General features: G+C 76.5%; 15 protein-coding genes. 2 read left to right on the top strand and 13 right to left on the bottom strand.

The window, feature by feature from the left end:
* Positions 1 to 2: 2 nt before the first annotated feature.
* The 10 genes from nuoE to BD833_RS03420 form a co-directional block, all read right to left on the bottom strand.
* Entirely contained in the window at positions 3 to 1,058 is a 1,056-nt protein-coding gene (nuoE, locus tag BD833_RS03465; RefSeq protein WP_166531753.1) for an NADH-quinone oxidoreductase subunit NuoE, read from the bottom strand.
* Positions 1,055 to 2,386 carry an NADH-quinone oxidoreductase subunit D gene (locus tag BD833_RS03460; protein ID WP_166531752.1) on the bottom strand — a complete coding sequence of 444 codons (1,332 nt, stop codon included), beginning with the start codon at positions 2,384 to 2,386 and terminating at the stop codon, positions 1,055 to 1,057. The genes nuoE and BD833_RS03460 overlap by 4 nt, the downstream gene beginning before the upstream one ends.
* A 13-nt stretch (positions 2,387 to 2,399) precedes the next feature.
* Entirely contained in the window at positions 2,400 to 3,152 is a 753-nt protein-coding gene (locus BD833_RS03455; RefSeq protein ID WP_166531751.1) for an NADH-quinone oxidoreductase subunit C, read from the bottom strand.
* Between the two features lie 103 nt (positions 3,153 to 3,255).
* On the bottom strand, positions 3,256 to 3,930 hold the full coding sequence (locus tag BD833_RS03450) for a NuoB/complex I 20 kDa subunit family protein (RefSeq protein WP_166531750.1): 675 nt from the start codon (positions 3,928 to 3,930) through the stop codon (positions 3,256 to 3,258).
* Between the two features lie 13 nt (positions 3,931 to 3,943).
* Positions 3,944 to 4,306, bottom strand: a complete 363-nt coding sequence (locus tag BD833_RS03445) for an NADH-quinone oxidoreductase subunit A (protein ID WP_166531749.1) — start codon at positions 4,304 to 4,306, stop codon at positions 3,944 to 3,946.
* Between the two features lie 93 nt (positions 4,307 to 4,399).
* The gene (locus tag BD833_RS03440; protein WP_166531748.1) at positions 4,400 to 5,671 is read right to left on the bottom strand and encodes a geranylgeranyl reductase family protein; all 1,272 of its coding nucleotides are present in this window, start codon (positions 5,669 to 5,671) and stop codon (positions 4,400 to 4,402) included.
* An 88-nt stretch (positions 5,672 to 5,759) separates the two neighbouring features.
* Positions 5,760 to 6,419, bottom strand: coding sequence for a phosphoribosyltransferase (locus tag BD833_RS03435; RefSeq protein ID WP_166531747.1), 660 nt, complete (start codon positions 6,417 to 6,419; stop codon positions 5,760 to 5,762).
* Between the two features lie 7 nt (positions 6,420 to 6,426).
* Positions 6,427 to 6,576, bottom strand: a complete 150-nt coding sequence (locus BD833_RS03430; protein ID WP_166531746.1) for a hypothetical protein — start codon at positions 6,574 to 6,576, stop codon at positions 6,427 to 6,429.
* A 219-nt stretch (positions 6,577 to 6,795) separates the two neighbouring features.
* Entirely contained in the window at positions 6,796 to 8,121 is a 1,326-nt protein-coding gene (locus BD833_RS03425; protein ID WP_166531745.1) for a DUF222 domain-containing protein, read from the bottom strand.
* A gap of 58 nt (positions 8,122 to 8,179) precedes the next feature.
* Positions 8,180 to 8,899 (bottom strand): demethylmenaquinone methyltransferase, encoded by a 720-nt coding sequence (locus BD833_RS03420; protein WP_166531744.1) that lies wholly within the window; start codon positions 8,897 to 8,899, stop codon positions 8,180 to 8,182.
* A gap of 35 nt (positions 8,900 to 8,934) precedes the next feature.
* On the opposite strand from BD833_RS03420, the gene BD833_RS03415 reads away from it, so the two are divergent.
* The gene (locus BD833_RS03415) at positions 8,935 to 10,179 is read left to right on the top strand and encodes an isochorismate synthase (protein WP_166531743.1); all 1,245 of its coding nucleotides are present in this window, start codon (positions 8,935 to 8,937) and stop codon (positions 10,177 to 10,179) included.
* A 7-nt stretch (positions 10,180 to 10,186) separates the two neighbouring features.
* Here the strand turns inward: BD833_RS03415 and BD833_RS03410 are convergent, their stop codons facing one another.
* The 3 genes from BD833_RS03410 to BD833_RS03400 are packed head-to-tail and all read right to left on the bottom strand — an operon-like array spanning position 10,187 to position 13,490.
* Positions 10,187 to 10,807 carry a hypothetical protein gene (locus tag BD833_RS03410; protein ID WP_166531742.1) on the bottom strand — a complete coding sequence of 207 codons (621 nt, stop codon included), beginning with the start codon at positions 10,805 to 10,807 and terminating at the stop codon, positions 10,187 to 10,189.
* A 20-nt stretch (positions 10,808 to 10,827) separates the two neighbouring features.
* Positions 10,828 to 12,528: a 2-succinyl-5-enolpyruvyl-6-hydroxy-3-cyclohexene-1-carboxylic-acid synthase gene (gene menD / locus BD833_RS03405; RefSeq protein ID WP_166531741.1), complete on the bottom strand. Its 1,701-nt coding sequence runs from the start codon at positions 12,526 to 12,528 to the stop codon at positions 10,828 to 10,830.
* The gene (locus tag BD833_RS03400) at positions 12,525 to 13,490 is read right to left on the bottom strand and encodes an o-succinylbenzoate synthase (RefSeq protein ID WP_166531740.1); all 966 of its coding nucleotides are present in this window, start codon (positions 13,488 to 13,490) and stop codon (positions 12,525 to 12,527) included. The genes menD and BD833_RS03400 overlap by 4 nt, the downstream gene beginning before the upstream one ends.
* A 41-nt stretch (positions 13,491 to 13,531) precedes the next feature.
* Between BD833_RS03400 and menE the strand changes: the two genes are divergently transcribed.
* On the top strand, positions 13,532 to 14,656 hold the full coding sequence (gene menE, locus BD833_RS03395; RefSeq protein ID WP_166531739.1) for an o-succinylbenzoate--CoA ligase: 1,125 nt from the start codon (positions 13,532 to 13,534) through the stop codon (positions 14,654 to 14,656).
* Positions 14,657 to 14,658 lie beyond the last annotated feature (2 nt).

Here is a 14,658-nt window from a genome sequence, read left to right as displayed (position 1 = left end):
GCTCATCGCCTCCGCGAAGGGCCGCGGCCCTCGATCGTGCGGGAGGGCCCGTCCGGGCCCTGACCGGCTGTTCCGGGTTCCTGGCCCGCGGGGGTGTCGGTGCCCTCCCGGCCGTCGGGCAGCCGGCGCCCGGCCGGCTCGGGCGCGTCGGGGTGCGAGCCGGCCGCGCCGGCCTTCTCCGCCGGGGTGTCGGCCGCGGCGACGCGCGCGTCGGCGGCCTCCTTGCCCGGCGTCTCCCCGGTGCGCCCCGACGGCCGCACGGTCTCCCGCGGCTCGCCGGCGTCGGCCGGCGGCTGCTCCGGGCCCGCGGGCATCGGCGGGGCGGCCTCGCCGCGCTCGGCGGCCAGCCGCAGCCCGCGCAGGGTGGGCCCGTAGTCGCCGGGGGCGTCGACGGCCGCGGCCGCGGCCGCGGCGTCCGGGTGCTGGGAGAAGCCCGCCAGCTGGCGGGAGATCCCGCGGAAGTCGGTGAGCGGGGCGCCGCGGGTGGGCAGCGGCTTCTCGCCCCGGCGCAGCGCCGCCACCAGCTCGCGGGCGCTGTCGACGTCCTGCTGGTCGTAGAACTCGTAGTCGACGGTGACCACCGGCGCGTAGTCGCAGGCGGCCAGGCACTCGGCGTGCTCGAGGGTGATCGAGCCGTCGGCGGCGGTCTCGTCGTGGTGCACGCCGAGGTCCGCGGAGAGGGCGTCCATGATCCGCTGCCCGCCGAGGACGGCGCACAGCGTGTTGGTGCAGACGCTGACCAGGTGCCGACCGGTCGGCCGGCGCTTGTACATCGTGTAGAAGGTCGCGACCGCGCCCACCTCGGCCTTGGTCAGCCGCAGCTCCTCCGCGCACAGCGCGACCCCCTCGGGGGTCACGTAGCCCTGGTAGCTCTGCACCAGGTGCAGCATCGGCAGCAGCGCCGACCGGGCCACCGGGTAGCGGGCGATGATCTCCCGCGCCTCGAGGCGGGTCTGCTCGGTCAGCGGCGGGACCTCGGCGAGGGCCGCGGCGTCGACCGGGCTGGAGTCCAGCCCGGTCACCGCCGTCGCCTCCGGGGAGCCGGGAAGGGCACTCATCGGTCAACTCCCCCCATGACGGGGTCGATCGAGGCGATCGCGGCGATGACGTCGGCGATCATGCCGCCCTCGCTCATCGCCGCGGTGGCCTGCAGGTTCACGAAGCTGGGGTCGCGCACGTGGACGCGCCACGGGCGGGTGCTGCCGTCGCTGACCACGTGGTAGCCGAGCTCCCCGCGGGGGGACTCGATCGGCACGTACACCTGGCCGGCGGGGACCCGGAAGCCCTCGGTGACCAGCTTGAAGTGGTGGATCAGGGCCTCCATCGACTGGCCCATGATGTGCGCCACGTGCGCGTGGGAGTTGCCCATGCCGTCGGGGCCGAGGGAGAGCTGGGCGGGCCAGGCGATCTTCCGGTCCTCGACCATGACCGGGCCCGGCTCCAGCCGGTCCAGTGCCTGGGCGATGAGCTTGAGCGACTCGTTCACCTCGGCCATGCGGACCAGGTAGCGGCCCCAGGCGTCGCAGGTGTCGGCGGTCGGCACCTCGAAGTCGTAGGTGTCGTAGCCGAGGTAGGGCTCGACCTTGCGCAGGTCCCAGGCCAGCCCGGTGGCGCGCAGGATCGGCCCGGTGATGCCCAGCGCCACGCAGCCGGTCAGGTCCAGGTAGCCGGCGTCCTTGAGCCGGGCCTGCCAGATCGGCTGGCCGGTGAGCAGCCGGTGGAAGTCGGCCACCCGCTTCGGCATGACCTCCAGGAACTCGCGGATGTGCTCGACCGCCCCCTCCGGGAGGTCCTGCGCCAGGCCGCCGGGGCGGATGTAGGCGTGGTTCATCCGGAGGCCGGTGATCTCCTCGAGCAGGTCGAGGACCATCTCCCGCTCGCGGAACCCGTTGGTCATGCCCGTGAGGGCACCCATCTCCATGCCGAAGGTGGCCAGCGCGACCAGGTGCGAGGCGATCCGGTTGAGCTCCATGACCAGCACCCGGATCGTCGCCGCCCGTTGCGGGATCTCCACGCCGAGCAGCTTCTCGACCGCCATGCAGTAGCCGGCCTCGTTGAACAGCGGGGCCAGGTAGTCCATCCGCGTCACGAAGGTGGTGCCCTGCACCCAGTTGCGGTACTCGGTGTTCTTCTCGATGCCGGTGTGCAGGTAGCCGATGACCACCCGCGCCTTGGTCACCGTCTCGCCCTCGAGGTCGAGCACCAGCCGCAGCACGCCGTGCGTGGAGGGGTGCTGCGGCCCCATGTTGACGACGAGGCGCTCCTCGCCGTGCGGATCGGCCCCCAGCGTGAGGTCCCAGTCCCCGCCGGTGACGGTGTAGACCCGACCCTCGGTGGTCTCGCGCGACCCGGCGTAGGGGTCGGCCGGGTTGTAGGTGGTGCTCATCGGTAGGCCCCTCTCACCGGTAGGCCCGGCGCGTGTCCGGCGGCGGGATCGTCGCGTCGTGGTACTCCACCGGGATCCCGCCGAGCGGGTAGTCCTTGCGCTGTGGGTGGCCGTCCCAGTCGTCGGGCATGAGGATCCGGGTCAGCGCCGGGTGGCCGTCGAAGACGATGCCGAACATGTCCCATGTCTCGCGCTCGTGCCAGTCCGCCGTCGGGTAGATGCCGGTGACCGACGGGACGTGCGGATCCTCGGCGCTCACCGCCACCTCGAGGCGGATCCGCCGCCGGTAGGTCATCGACGTCAGGTGGTAGACGACGTGCAGCCGCGGCCGGCCGGGGGCGACGGCGGGGCCGCCGCTGTCGAGGTAGTCGACGCCGGAGACGCTGCTGCACAGCTCGAAGCGCAGCGCTTCGTCGTCGCGCAGCGGCTGCACGAGGGTCAGCAGGTGCTCGCGGGCGACGAAGTAGGTGATCTCGCCGCGGTCGACCAGCACCCGCTGCACCGCGGCGGCGTACGTGGCCTCCCCGACGGCCTCGATCAGCGCATCGGTGACCTCGTCGAACCAGCCGCCGTAGGGGCGGTCGGTGGAGTGCAACGCGACCGCGCCACCGGGCTCGACGCGGACCAGCCCGCCGAAACCGGAGGTGTCGCCGCTGCCGGTGACGCCGAAGGAGCCCTTCCGGAAGCCGCCGGAGGGGGCGGTGCTGTCGTCGTACCCGGCCTCCTCGCGGCCGGGGACGACGTCCGACCCGCCGTCGTTGCTCATTGCTCGACTCCGGACTCGTTCCGCTCCTCGGTCGCTGTCCCCCGCAAGCGGGAGGTGCCCCCAGCCTGGAGCGATGCTCGCTCGACCGTCGTTCTCGCGTTGCTCATCGCCGATCACCGGCCCCCGGCAGCAGGACGGCGTTCCCGCCGCGCTGCTCGATGCCGAACTGGCCGGTACGGCCCTCGGCGGCGGCAGCCTCGTAGGCGCGGCGGGCGGCCTTGTCGACGCGCACCGTCGACGGCATCTCGACGTGCAGGTCCGGGGCCGTCCCGTCGGCGCGCGCCTCCGCCAGCTGCCGCGCGCGCTTGGGCCCCAGCGGCTCGTGCTGGATCTTGTGGTGCAGCTTGAGGATCGCGTCCATGAGCATCTCCGGCCGCGGCGGGCAGCCGGGCAGGTACATGTCCACCGGGACGACGTGGTCGACGCCCTGCACGATCGCGTAGTTGTTGAACATGCCGCCGGAGCTGGCGCACACGCCCATGGCCAGCACCCAGCGCGGCTCGGGCATCTGGTCGTAGATCTGCCGCAGGACCGGCGCCATCTTCTGGCTGACCCGCCCGGCGACGATCATCAGGTCGGCCTGGCGCGGCGAGGCCCGGAAGACCTCCATGCCGAACCGGGCGAGGTCGTAGCGGCCGGCCCCGGAGGCCATCATCTCGATGGCGCAGCAGGCCAGGCCGAACGTGGCGGGCCACAGCGACGACTTGCGCGTCCAGTTGACCAGCTTCTCCACGCTGGTCAGCAGCACGCCGCTGGGGATCTTCTCCTCGAGTCCCATGGTCAGACTCCCCTCAGTCCCACTCGAGCCCGCCGCGCCGCCACTCGTAGGCGAAGGCGAGGAAGACGGTGCCGATGAAGACGACCATCGCGACCAGCCCCCAGACCCCCAGGGCGTCGTTGGCGACGGCCCAGGGGTAGAGGAAGACGATCTCGATGTCGAAGACGATGAACAACATCGCGGTCAGGTAGTACTTGACCGGGAACCGGCCGCCGGTGAGCGGCTGGTCGACCGGCTCGATCCCGCACTCGTACGCGTCGAGCTTGGCCCGGTTGTAGCGGCGGGGGCCCACGAAGGGCGCGACGGCGACCGAGAACAGCGCGAACGCCGCGGCCAGCGCGAAGAGCCCGACGATCGGGACGTAGGTCGAGAGCATCAGCAGCACCCTAGGGTGATGAGGGTCACGCAGCGGTCACGATGCGGACACGGAGCGTCCGTGTCGGGTCGATCTGTCGTCATGGCAGCTCCCTCACGTCGCCGGGGTCAGCCGGAGCAGGACCGCGAGGGCGCGGTCGAGCGCGTCGCCGTCCCGGCCGTCGGTCAGGTTGCCCATCAGCCGCAGCGCGGCGTCGGCGAGCGCGGGACGGCGCAGGCCGCGCGCCGCCGCCAGCCGGACGACGGCGGGGCGGGCCAGCAGCGCCAGGAACCCCAGCCCGAGCCGGTGGTGCCGGCCCAGCTGGTCGCGCAGCAGCACCGGGTAGCGCTGGAGGACCGCCTCCCGGCGCTCTCCGGCGGGCTCGGTCAGCGCGTCGGCGACCACCTCGGCGGCCATGCGGCCGCTCTCCAGGGCGTAGCTGATCCCCTCGCCGTTGCAGGGGTTCACCGTGCCGGCGGCGTCGCCGGCCAGCAGCAGGCCGCGGGTGTAGGCCGGGCCGCGGCTGAGCGCCATGGGCAGGCCCGCGCCGCGGAGCGGGCTGACCGCGTCGTCCTCACCGAGCCCGTCCTCGGCCGGGAAGGTGTCCAGCCAGCGCCGGAGGATCGCCTTGCGGTCGGCCCCCGTGCCGCGGCGGGTGTCGAGCAGGCCGTAGCCGACGTTCGCCGTGCCGTCGCCCATGCCGAAGATCCAGCCGTAGCCGGGCATCGCGTCGCGCGTCGGGCCCTGTGCCGTGAGGTCGAAGGCGATGTCGAGGTAGTTGTCGTCGCTGCGCCGGCTGCGCACGTAGCGGCGCACGGCCACCCCGAGCGGCCGGTCGGTCCGGCGCAGCAGGCCCAGGCTCTTGGCCAGCCGGCCGGAGAGGCCCTCCGCGGAGACGACCAGCGGCGCCCGCCAGGTCACCGGCTCGCGGTCCTCACCGGCGACCGCGCGGACGCCGGCCACCCGCCCGGCGTCGTCCAGCAGCGGTTCGCCGACGGTCGTGCCGGTGACCAGCCGCGCGCCCGCGGCGGCGGCGTGCCCGGCGAGCTGCGCGTCGAGATCGCGGCGGGTGCGCACCAGCCCGTGGTCGGGCCAGCTGGACAGCCGCGGCCAGTCGACCTCGGCCACCCGGCCGCCGCCGTGCACCCGCAGGCCGCGGCGGCGCGGCCAGTCCGCGGAGGACGTGTCCACACCCATGTCCTGCAGCGCCTTCACCCCGCGCGGGGTCAGGCCGTCACCGCAGACCTTCTCCCGCGGGAACTCGGCCTTCTCGAGGACGGCGACGTCGAGGCCGGCCTGCGCGAGGTGCCACGCGGCGCTCGACCCGGCCGGGCCCGCGCCGACCACGACGACGTCGGCGCGGTGGTCTGCGCCGTTGCCCACCATGCCCGCCACCTCCGGTCGGCCGTCGGCTCCGATCGCTTGTGAAAAGCTTCACAAACTGTGTCGGTCCGAGTCTAGGCCGCCTTGTGATCTAGCCGACAGTCCCCCCTCCGGAGAGGGCGGCGGTCACCTCGGCGTCGGAGGTGTCGGGGAAGGCGGCGTAGGCCTGGCCCACCGAGCGGAAGGCGGGTGGCACCAGGGGGCACACGACCTCGTCGACGGCGGCGGCCAGCTCGGCGACCACCGCCGCCGGCCCGACCGGGACGGCGACGGTCAGCCGCGCCGGGGCGCCCGCCCGGACGGCGGCGACGGCGACCCGGACGGTGGCCCCGGTGGCGAGCCCGTCGTCGACCACGACGACGTGCCGGCCGGTGACGGGGGGCGCCGGCCGGTCCCCGCGGTAGGCCGCCGACCGGCGGCTCAGCTCGGCGGCCTCGCGCTCCTGGACGGCGGCGACGGCCTCGGGCGACGGGGCGACCCGGTCGAGGACGCCGGGCACCCACACGGTCTCGACGCCGTCGCCCACGGCGGCGATGGCGCCCATGGCGAGTTCCGGCTGTCCCGGCACGCCGAGCTTGCGGACGACGAGCACGTCCAGCTCCGCCCCGAGCGCGCGGGCCACCTCCGCGGCGACGACGACACCACCGCGGGGCAGCCCCAGCACCAGTGCGCCGGCGTCCGCCCGCCCGGCCAGCGCGCCCGCGAGCGCCCTGCCGGCGTCGCGCCGGTCGGCGTACGGGGCGCGCGGCACGGCGCGACTAGACCACCGGGACCGGGTCCGGTCCCGGGGTCTGGGGGTTGCCCGGCTCGTCCGGATCGGGCTTCGGGATCGGGTCGGGGAGCGGCTCCACCGGATCGGCCGGCGTGCGGTCGGGGTCCTGGGGCTGGGGCGTGGCTGGCGTCGTCATGCACTCACGCTTGCCCCTGGGACCCGGCGGGAAACCCGTTCAGAAGGGTGGCGGCTCCACGGTCGACACCTCGGCCCGGCGTGGTCCGGGCAGCGCCGGTTGAGAGCCCGGATCGCGCAGACCCGGGAGGCCGGGTGGTGCGGGTGATCCCGCTCGGGGTGGTCACCCGCAGCGTGCCGTCGGGCAGCAGTACGAAGCGCCAGCCGCGGGCGAAGGTCTTCAGCCGGTGGTGCGTGCGGTACAGGCAGCAGAGGTTCTCGCAGGCGGTTCGACCACCGCAGTCGTACGGCACGACGTGGTCGGCGTCGGTGCGCCCGGCCGGCCGCAGCCCGGATGCCGGCAGGTGCGGTCGCGGAGCCGGAGGAAGCGCTCCTGCGCGGCGGACGGGTCGTGCCCGGGCACCGCCGCCGGGGGCCCCACGATCGCGCAGGCGCAGTCGGCCGCGCCTCCGTGCGCCGGGCACCCGCGGGTGGCCAGCCGGCGCAGCTCAGCGGCGGTCACGGCGGCGAGGAGCTCGCCGTCCTCGCCGGTGATCGCGACCGCCAGGCTGCCACCCGATGGGGGCTGGACGCCCAGCGCGCCGAGCTGCGCCACGAGCTCCCGGAGGTGGGCGGCGGTGATCGGGGCGCCGTTCACGCTCGGCCCCGCCTCGCCGCCGACGGCGCCCGCGCTCCTGGCCGCCCCGCCCGGCGCCGCGAGCGGGGCCACCACCGTGACGTGCCCGGTCATCGCCGGGCGGGAGGTGTCCCACGGCCGGAGGACCAGAGCGGCGTGCGCCTCGGCTCGGAGCACGCCGATCGGCCGGTCGTCACCCCCGGTGCGGGCGAGCTGGGCGGCCTGGTCGATCGCCGACCACATCGCCGCCGCCACCGGCGAGGGCAGCTCCGTGGTCAGGGCCGACAGGCCATCGGCTGTCGGGTGCACCCGCACGCCGGCCCGGGCGGGGGCCTCGGTGCGCTGGCGCTCCGCGGACTCCGCGTCCGCGGCGATGGCCGCCGCCATCAGCCGCCGGCGCAGCCGGCCCGACGACAGCCCGGCCGCCGCGGGCAGCACGGCCGGCACGACCGCGGCGATCACCTCGCCCGAGGCATGACCCAGCACGTCGGCGAACACCCGCGCCCGGAACCAGTCCAGCTCGCCGGCCGCGCAGGCGGCAAGGACCGCGGGCATGCGCTCCACCAGCACGTAGGCGTCGGAGAGCACGCCGGTGGCGAACGACCGGGAGCAGTTGAGCACCGCCGCCAGCTCATCGGGCAGGAACTCGCTCGTCCCGGGAACCGGGGACCCCGGCCCGCGCCGGCGCGCCCCGGGATGCCCGGGAGGTGGGTCGTCGGTGTCGGGCCGGTCGGCGGCCAGCCCCATGACCAGCTCGGCCTCGTAGGCGGCGTCCATGGCGCGCCGCGCCTGCACCCGCCGCAGCTCGGCGGCCTTCTCCCCCGCGGACAGCACCTCGACCGGCAGCCGTTCCACCGTCGGCCGCTGGTCGAGCAGCCACCCCACGAGCGCACCCTCGAACGGGCTGCGGGTCAGCTCGGCCGTCGTCACGGGTCGAACATACGTACGGGGTACGACAGTTCCCGTCGCCTCCGGGCCGCGATGCGCGCTACGGCTTGCGGCCCCGGTGCAGCGCGACGATCCCGCCGGTCAGGTCCTGCCAGGCCACGTCGGCCCAGCCGGCGTCCTGCAGCCGGCTGGCCAGCGCGGCCTGGTCGGGCCAGGCCCGGATCGACTCGGCGAGGTAGACGTAGGCCTCCGGGTTGCTGCTCACCGCGCGCGCGATCCGGGGCAGCGCCTTCATCAGGTACTCGGTGTAGACGGTTCGGAACGGCGACCAGGTCGGGCTGGAGAACTCGCACACCACCAGCGTGCCGCCCGGCCGGGTGACCCGCGCGAACTCGCGCAGCGCGGCGTCGGGGTCGGCGACGTTGCGCAGCCCGAAGGAGATGACGACGCCGTCGACGCTCTCGTCGGCCAGGGGCAGGGCCATCGCGTCGCCGGCGACCTTGGGCACCGGGCGGGCCGCCCCGGCCCGCAGCATCCCCTGCGAGAAGTCGCAGGCGATCGCCGTCACCCCGCCGGCTGCGAGCTCGACGGTGGACACCGCCGTGCCGGCGGCGACGTCGAGCACCGTCTGCCCCGGCCGGGCGCCGAGCGCCTCGCGGGTGGCCCGCCGCCAGGAGGCGTCCAGCCCCGCGGAGAGCACCGTGTTGGTGACGTCGTAGCGCTTCGCCACGCGGTCGAACATGGCCGCGACCTCGGCCGGTCGCTTGTCCAGCCCGGCCCGCAGGCCGGCGGTGTGCGCGGTCTCTCGCCGGTCTGCCACGGCGTCGACGCTACAAGGCCTCCTACTCTGATCACGTGACCGCGGCCGCCCTGACCTCCCCGGCAGCGGCGTCGCGCGCCGTCACCACGGTCCGGTCGGAGCAGGCGGCCGCGCTCCTCGACCTGCTCCCGGTCCGCGGCGGGCTGTCCTGGGTGCGCCACGGCGAGGGCCTGGTCGGATGGGGCGAGGCGGCCCGCCTGGAGGTCTCCGGCCCCCGTGCACTGGCCGAGGCCGCCGAGTGGTGGGACCGGTTCACCACCGGCCTGGACGTCGCCGACGAGGTGCGCGTGCCCGGCTCCGGCCCGGTCCTGTTCGCCAGCATCGCCTTCGACCCGGTCGCCGGGACGTCGGTCTTCGTCGTCCCCGAGGTCGTCGTCGGGCGGCGGGACGGCGTCGGCTGGATCACCGCCGTCGGGGCCGCGCCGGAATTGCCGGAGGCCGCACCCGCGGACGACGGGCCGGCGCCGCGGCTGCGCTACGCCGACGGCGCGCTGGACCCGGCGAGCTGGTGCGCCGCGGTCGCCGCCGCCGTCACCAGCATCGACGCCGGCGAGCTGGAGAAGGTGGTGCTCGCCCGCGACCTCCTGGTCTCCTCCGACGTCCCCCTCGACCCCCGGCGGATCCTGCGCCGGCTGGCCGCCCGGTTCCCGGGCTGCTGGACCTTCGCCGTCGACGGGCTGCTCGGTGCCACGCCGGAGCTGCTCCTCCGGCGCACCGGCCGGCAGCTGTCCTCCCGCGTGCTGGCCGGAACCGCCCCGCGCGGGGCCGGCGCCGAGGACGAGCGGCTGGCCGCGGCGCTGCTGGACTCGGCCAAGGACCGCGCCGAGCACGGCCTGGCCGTCGACTCCCTGGTCCGCGCGCTGGAGCCCTACTGCCGGGAGCTGACCGCACCGGCCGAGCCGGAGCTGCTCACGCTGGCCAACGTGCGACACCTGGCCACCGACGTGATCGGCACCCAGCGAGACTCGGCCGGCCTGCTGGAGCTGGTCGGCGCCGTGCACCCCACCGCGGCGGTCTGCGGCACCCCCACCCCGGACGCCGCCGCGCTCATCGGGGAGCTCGAGGGCATGGACCGGGGCCGGTACGCCGGGCCGGTGGGCTGGCTGGACGCGACCGGCGACGGCGAGTTCGGCCTGGCGCTGCGCTGCGCGGAGCTGGTCGGCGACGACGGGGCGCGGCTGTTCGCCGGCTGCGGCATCGTCGCCGGCTCGCACCCGGCCGCGGAGCTCGCCGAGACCCAGTCGAAGTTCGCCGCCTTCCAGGCCGCGCTCGAGGGCTGACCCCGGCTCAGGGCCGTGGCGGGGCCGACTCGGCCCGCCGGCCGCCGGCCGCGCCGATCGCGATCCCGGCGACCAGCGGCAGCACGCCCAGGACCGCGACGCCGAAGGCGGCACTCGCCAGGTGGTCGGTCCACCCGTCGTCGGACGCCACCAGCAGTGCCCAGCCCAGCGCGAACAGCGGCAGGGACACGACGCCCGTGCCCAGGGCCCCCGCGGCGCGCTCGGCGCGGCCGGCCCGCCGGAAGGCCAGCGCCCCGAGGACGGCGGGCACGAAGGTGAACAGCCAGTGCAGCACCGGGATCAGCGCGTCGACCACGGTGGTCGAGTAGGCCGCGGAGTACAGCGCGTTCCAGGCCAGGACGGCCGCCGTCAGAACCACGACGACCAGCCACAGCGCCGCTGCGGGGCCGCGGAACCGTGCACCGACCGCGCGGCGGGTCCCCACCACCGCCACGGCGACGCAGACCGCGGTCAGCCCGAGGACGAGCACCCAGAGGGGCCCGGGCACCCGGTCGACCATCAGCCCGCCGACCGTCAGGCGCGGGAGCGGCCAGTCCACCAGGCCGAGGGCCAGCGCGGCGACCGTGAGGACGACGGCCGTCGGCCACGGCCGCGCGGGGGAATTCACGGAGCGCAGCCCGGCACGACTCAGGACGACACCAGTGCCTGCGCCGCCGCGGCGCGCAGATCGGCCGCCAGTGCCGCCTCGGCGCGCTGGTCGGTGCCGACGACGACCACTCGCGGGCCGCCGAGCGCCAGCGCCGACGGCAGCTCCGCGGCCGACCCGATCCGCGTGGCGGCCCAGCCCAGCGACTCCGCCACCGCTTCCAGGTCGCGGCCGTGCGGCGTCCCGAACACCCGGGCGTAGTCGCCGGCGTAGCGCTCCTGCCCCGGTTCGAGCTGGGCGAAGATGCCCCCGCCGTCATTGTCGGGCACGACCACCGTGAGGTCCGGCCGCGCCTCCCCGTCGCCGGGCAGCAGTCCGGTGAGGTCGTGCAGGAAGGTCAGGTCGCCCATCAGCGCGAACGCCGGGCCCCCACCGGCCCGCTGGTGCACCAGGGCGGCGCCGACGGCGGTCGAGACGGTGCCGTCGATGCCCGCCACCCCGCGGTTGGCCAGCACGGTGAGGTCGGCGCGCGGAACGGCCAGCCGGTCGACGTCGCGGATCGGCGTGGAGGAGCCGACCACGAGCAGCGCACCGGACAGCAGGGTGGCGACCAGGTCGCGGGCGAGCCGGGCGGCGGTCAGCTCCGGAGCCGCGTCGAGCGCCGCGTCGACGGCGGCGCCGATCCGTGCGGCGGCGGCGTGCCAGGCGGCTCCCCACGGCTGGTCGGCCGCCGCGTCGGGCTCCGCGCCGGCGAACAGCCGCGACACCGCGCTGCTGGACCGGCCGGCGTCGGCCCACCGCGGGGAGGCGCTGACCGTCTGCACCGTGACGGCGGGGTCGGCCAGCAGCGCGCCGACCGGCCGGGAGAGCGTCGGCCGGCCCACGACCAGCACGTGCTCCGGCCGGTGCGCGGCCAGCCAGTCGCGCGCGCCGAGCGCCAGGACACCACCGCGCACGCTGCCCGGCAGACCCCAGAACCCGCTGCTCGGCTCGGCGACGACGGGCCACGCGGAGCCCTCCGACAGCGCGGGCGCGGCGTGCAGCGGGCCGTCGCCGGCGATGACCAGCGTCCGCGGCGGCAGCCGGTGCGCCCGCGCCGCCCAGCCGGCGGACGGCTCCGCCGCGGTCCACGGCGCGCCGCCGGGCCGCCCGGTCCACGGGGCGGCGAGCTCCCCGGCCTCGTCGTCGGGCAGCAGCGGCTCGCGCAGCGCCAGGTTCAGCTGCACCGGCCCCGGGTCGGCCGACAGGGTGCCCGCCGCGATCGCGAGCGCCTTCGCGACCACCGACCGCCAGTAGCGGTTCTGCTCGGCGTCCCGCCCGACCTCGGGGACGCCGACGTCGGCGGCCCACCGCACCGCACCGCCGTAGAGGCCGGCCTGCTCGATCGTCTGGTTGGCGCCGGTCGCCCGCAGCTCCGGCGGCCGGTCCGCGGTGAGCGCGATCAGCGGCACCCCGCTCGCGTCGGCCTCCAGGACGGCGGCGTGCAGGTGGGCGGTCGCGGTTCCCGAGGTGGTGAGCACCGGCACCGGCCGGCCCGCGGCCTTGGCCAGCCCGAGCGCCAGGAAGGCGGCGGTGCGCTCGTCGATCCGCACGTGCAGCCGCAGCCGGCCGGACCGCTCGGCGGCGGCCAGCGCCAGCGCGACCGGCGCCGAGCGGGAGCCGGGCGACAGCACGGCGTCGGTCACGCCGCCGCGCACCAGCTCGTCGACCAGCACCCGGGCGAACGCGGTCGAGGGGTTCATCCGGCGCGCACCTGGTCCACGCGGGCCCGCCAGCGGGCCGACGTCCCCTCGCCGGCGGCGACCTCGGCCAGCCGGTCGGGCTCCCGCGGGCCGACCGGGAGCGCGCCGTCGACCGGCAGCAGCGGTGCGCTGCTCACATCCGCGGTGAACAGCGCCACGGTGGCCAGCCCGCAGGCGAAGGGCAGCTCGGGCAGCGCCGCGGCCAGCGCCACACCGGCCGCGATGCCGACCGAGGACTCCAGCGCCGAGGAGACCACGCACGGCAGCCCGTGCGCCTCGGCGACCCGCAGCGCCGCGCGCACCCCGCCCAGCGGCTGCACCTTGAGGACGACGACGTCGCAGGCCTCGCGCAGGTCCACCCGCAGCGGGTCGTCGGCGCGGCGCACGACCTCGTCCGCGGCGATCCGCACGTCCACCCGGCGGCGCAGCGCGGCCAGCTCGTCCAGCCCGGCGCACGGCTGCTCGGCGTACTCGAGCCCGAACCGGTCCAGCTCCCGGAGGTGGGCGACGGCGGTGTCGACGTCCCAGGCGGCGTTGGCGTCCACGCGGATGGCGCCGGCGGGGCCGAGCGCGTCGCGGACCGCCTCCACCCGCGCCATGTCGTCCCCGGCCGGCTGCCCGGGCTCGGCCACCTTCACCTTCGCCGTCCGGCAGCCCGACGCCGCGACGAGCGCGTGCGCCCGCTCGGGGCCGACGGCGGGCACCGTCACGTTCACCGGCACCGAGCCGCGCACCGGCGCCGGCCAGCCCTCGACGGCGGACTCCACGGCCGAGGCCCACCAGCGGCGGCTCTCGGCGGCGTCGTAGTCCCAGAACGGGGAGAACTCGCCCCACCCGGCCGGGCCGCGCAGCAGCACCCCGTCGCGGACGTCGATGCCCCGGAAGCGGGTGCGCAGCGGCACCTCGTAGACCGCGAGCTCGGTGATCCCCGCCGGCAGGGCGGCAGCGGGGAGGGCGGTCATGGTGGTCAGCCTAATTCGGCCGGGTCGTAGGCTCGTTCCTCGTGGCTCGGCAGCTGACCCTCGTGCCCGCGGCCGAGCTGTCCGGCGACGACGTCCGGGCCGCGCTCGACGGCGCCCGCCCGCTCGCCGTCCTCCCGGCCGGCCCCGCCGCGGTGGTCGACGCCGCCCGCGCCGTCCTGCGTCCCGACGAGCCGCTGGAGGCCGGCGCCGACCTCGTCGTCGTCACCTCCGGGTCCACCGGGGGCGGCCGGGCCGTGCTGCTGCCCGCCGCGGCGCTGCGCGCGTCGGCGACCGCGACCTCCGCCCGGCTCGGCGGGCCCGGCAGCTGGCTGCTCGCGCTCCCGGTGTCGGCGATCGCCGGCCTCCAGGTGCTCTGCCGCAGCGCGGTCGCCGGCCGGCCGGTGACCCGGCTGGCGGCCGACGGCACGCTGGCCGACGCGCTCGCCCGCATGCCGGCCGGCGACCGCCGGTACACCGCGCTGGTCCCGACCCAGCTGCGCCGCTTCCTCGACGCGGAGCCGGCCGCGCTGGCCGCCTTCGACGCGGTCCTGGTGGGCGGGGCGGCGACCGACCCGGCGCTGCTGGCCCGTGCCCGCGCCGCGGGGATCGCCGTCGTGACGACGTACGGCATGACCGAGACCGCCGGCGGCTGCGTCTACGACGGGATCCCGCTGGACGGCGTCGGGGTACGGGTCACGGACGGGGGCATCGAGCTCTCGGGGCCCACGCTGGCCCTGGGCTACCGCGGCGACCTCGCCGCCACCGCGGCCGCGTTCGCCGGCGGGTGGTTCCGCACCCGCGACGCCGGCACCCTCGACGCCGGCCGGCTCACCGTGCACGGCCGGCTCGACGACGTGGTGATCAGCGGCGGGGTGAACGTCGCGCCCGCCGCCGTCGAGGCGGCGCTGCGCGAGCACCCCGACGTGGCCGACGCGGTGGTGTTCGGCCGCCCGGACCCGGAGTGGGGGCAGCGGGTCGTCGCCGCCGTCGTCCCGGCCGCCGGCGCGACGCCGGACCTCGGCACCCTGCGCCCCTGGGTCACCGCCCGGCTGGGCGCCCCCGCCGCCCCCCGGGAACTGCACACGGTCCCCGGCGTCCCGACGCTGCACACCGGCAAGCCCGACCGCCGCGCGGTCGCCGCCTCGATCCTCCAGGGAGCGCACTGACC

The organism is Blastococcus xanthinilyticus (assembly GCF_008124835.1).
GTDB lineage: Bacteria > Actinomycetota > Actinomycetes > Mycobacteriales > Geodermatophilaceae > Blastococcus > Blastococcus xanthinilyticus.
This window is presented reverse-complemented; position numbering and strand designations above follow the sequence as displayed.

Coding starts and splice junctions, on each gene's coding strand:
- BD833_RS03400 (WP_166531740.1), bottom strand. CDS start 13,490: ATGACCGCCCTCCCCGCTGCCGCCCTGCCGGCGGGGATCACCGAGCTC.
- BD833_RS03440 (WP_166531748.1), bottom strand. CDS start 5,671: ATGGTGGGCAACGGCGCAGACCACCGCGCCGACGTCGTCGTGGTCGGC.
- BD833_RS03430 (WP_166531746.1), bottom strand. CDS start 6,576: ATGACGACGCCAGCCACGCCCCAGCCCCAGGACCCCGACCGCACGCCG.
- BD833_RS03445 (WP_166531749.1), bottom strand. CDS start 4,306: ATGCTCTCGACCTACGTCCCGATCGTCGGGCTCTTCGCGCTGGCCGCG.
- BD833_RS03450 (WP_166531750.1), bottom strand. CDS start 3,930: ATGGGACTCGAGGAGAAGATCCCCAGCGGCGTGCTGCTGACCAGCGTG.
- nuoE (WP_166531753.1), bottom strand. CDS start 1,058: ATGAGTGCCCTTCCCGGCTCCCCGGAGGCGACGGCGGTGACCGGGCTG.
- menD (WP_166531741.1), bottom strand. CDS start 12,528: ATGAACCCCTCGACCGCGTTCGCCCGGGTGCTGGTCGACGAGCTGGTG.
- BD833_RS03455 (WP_166531751.1), bottom strand. CDS start 3,152: ATGAGCAACGACGGCGGGTCGGACGTCGTCCCCGGCCGCGAGGAGGCC.
- BD833_RS03460 (WP_166531752.1), bottom strand. CDS start 2,386: ATGAGCACCACCTACAACCCGGCCGACCCCTACGCCGGGTCGCGCGAG.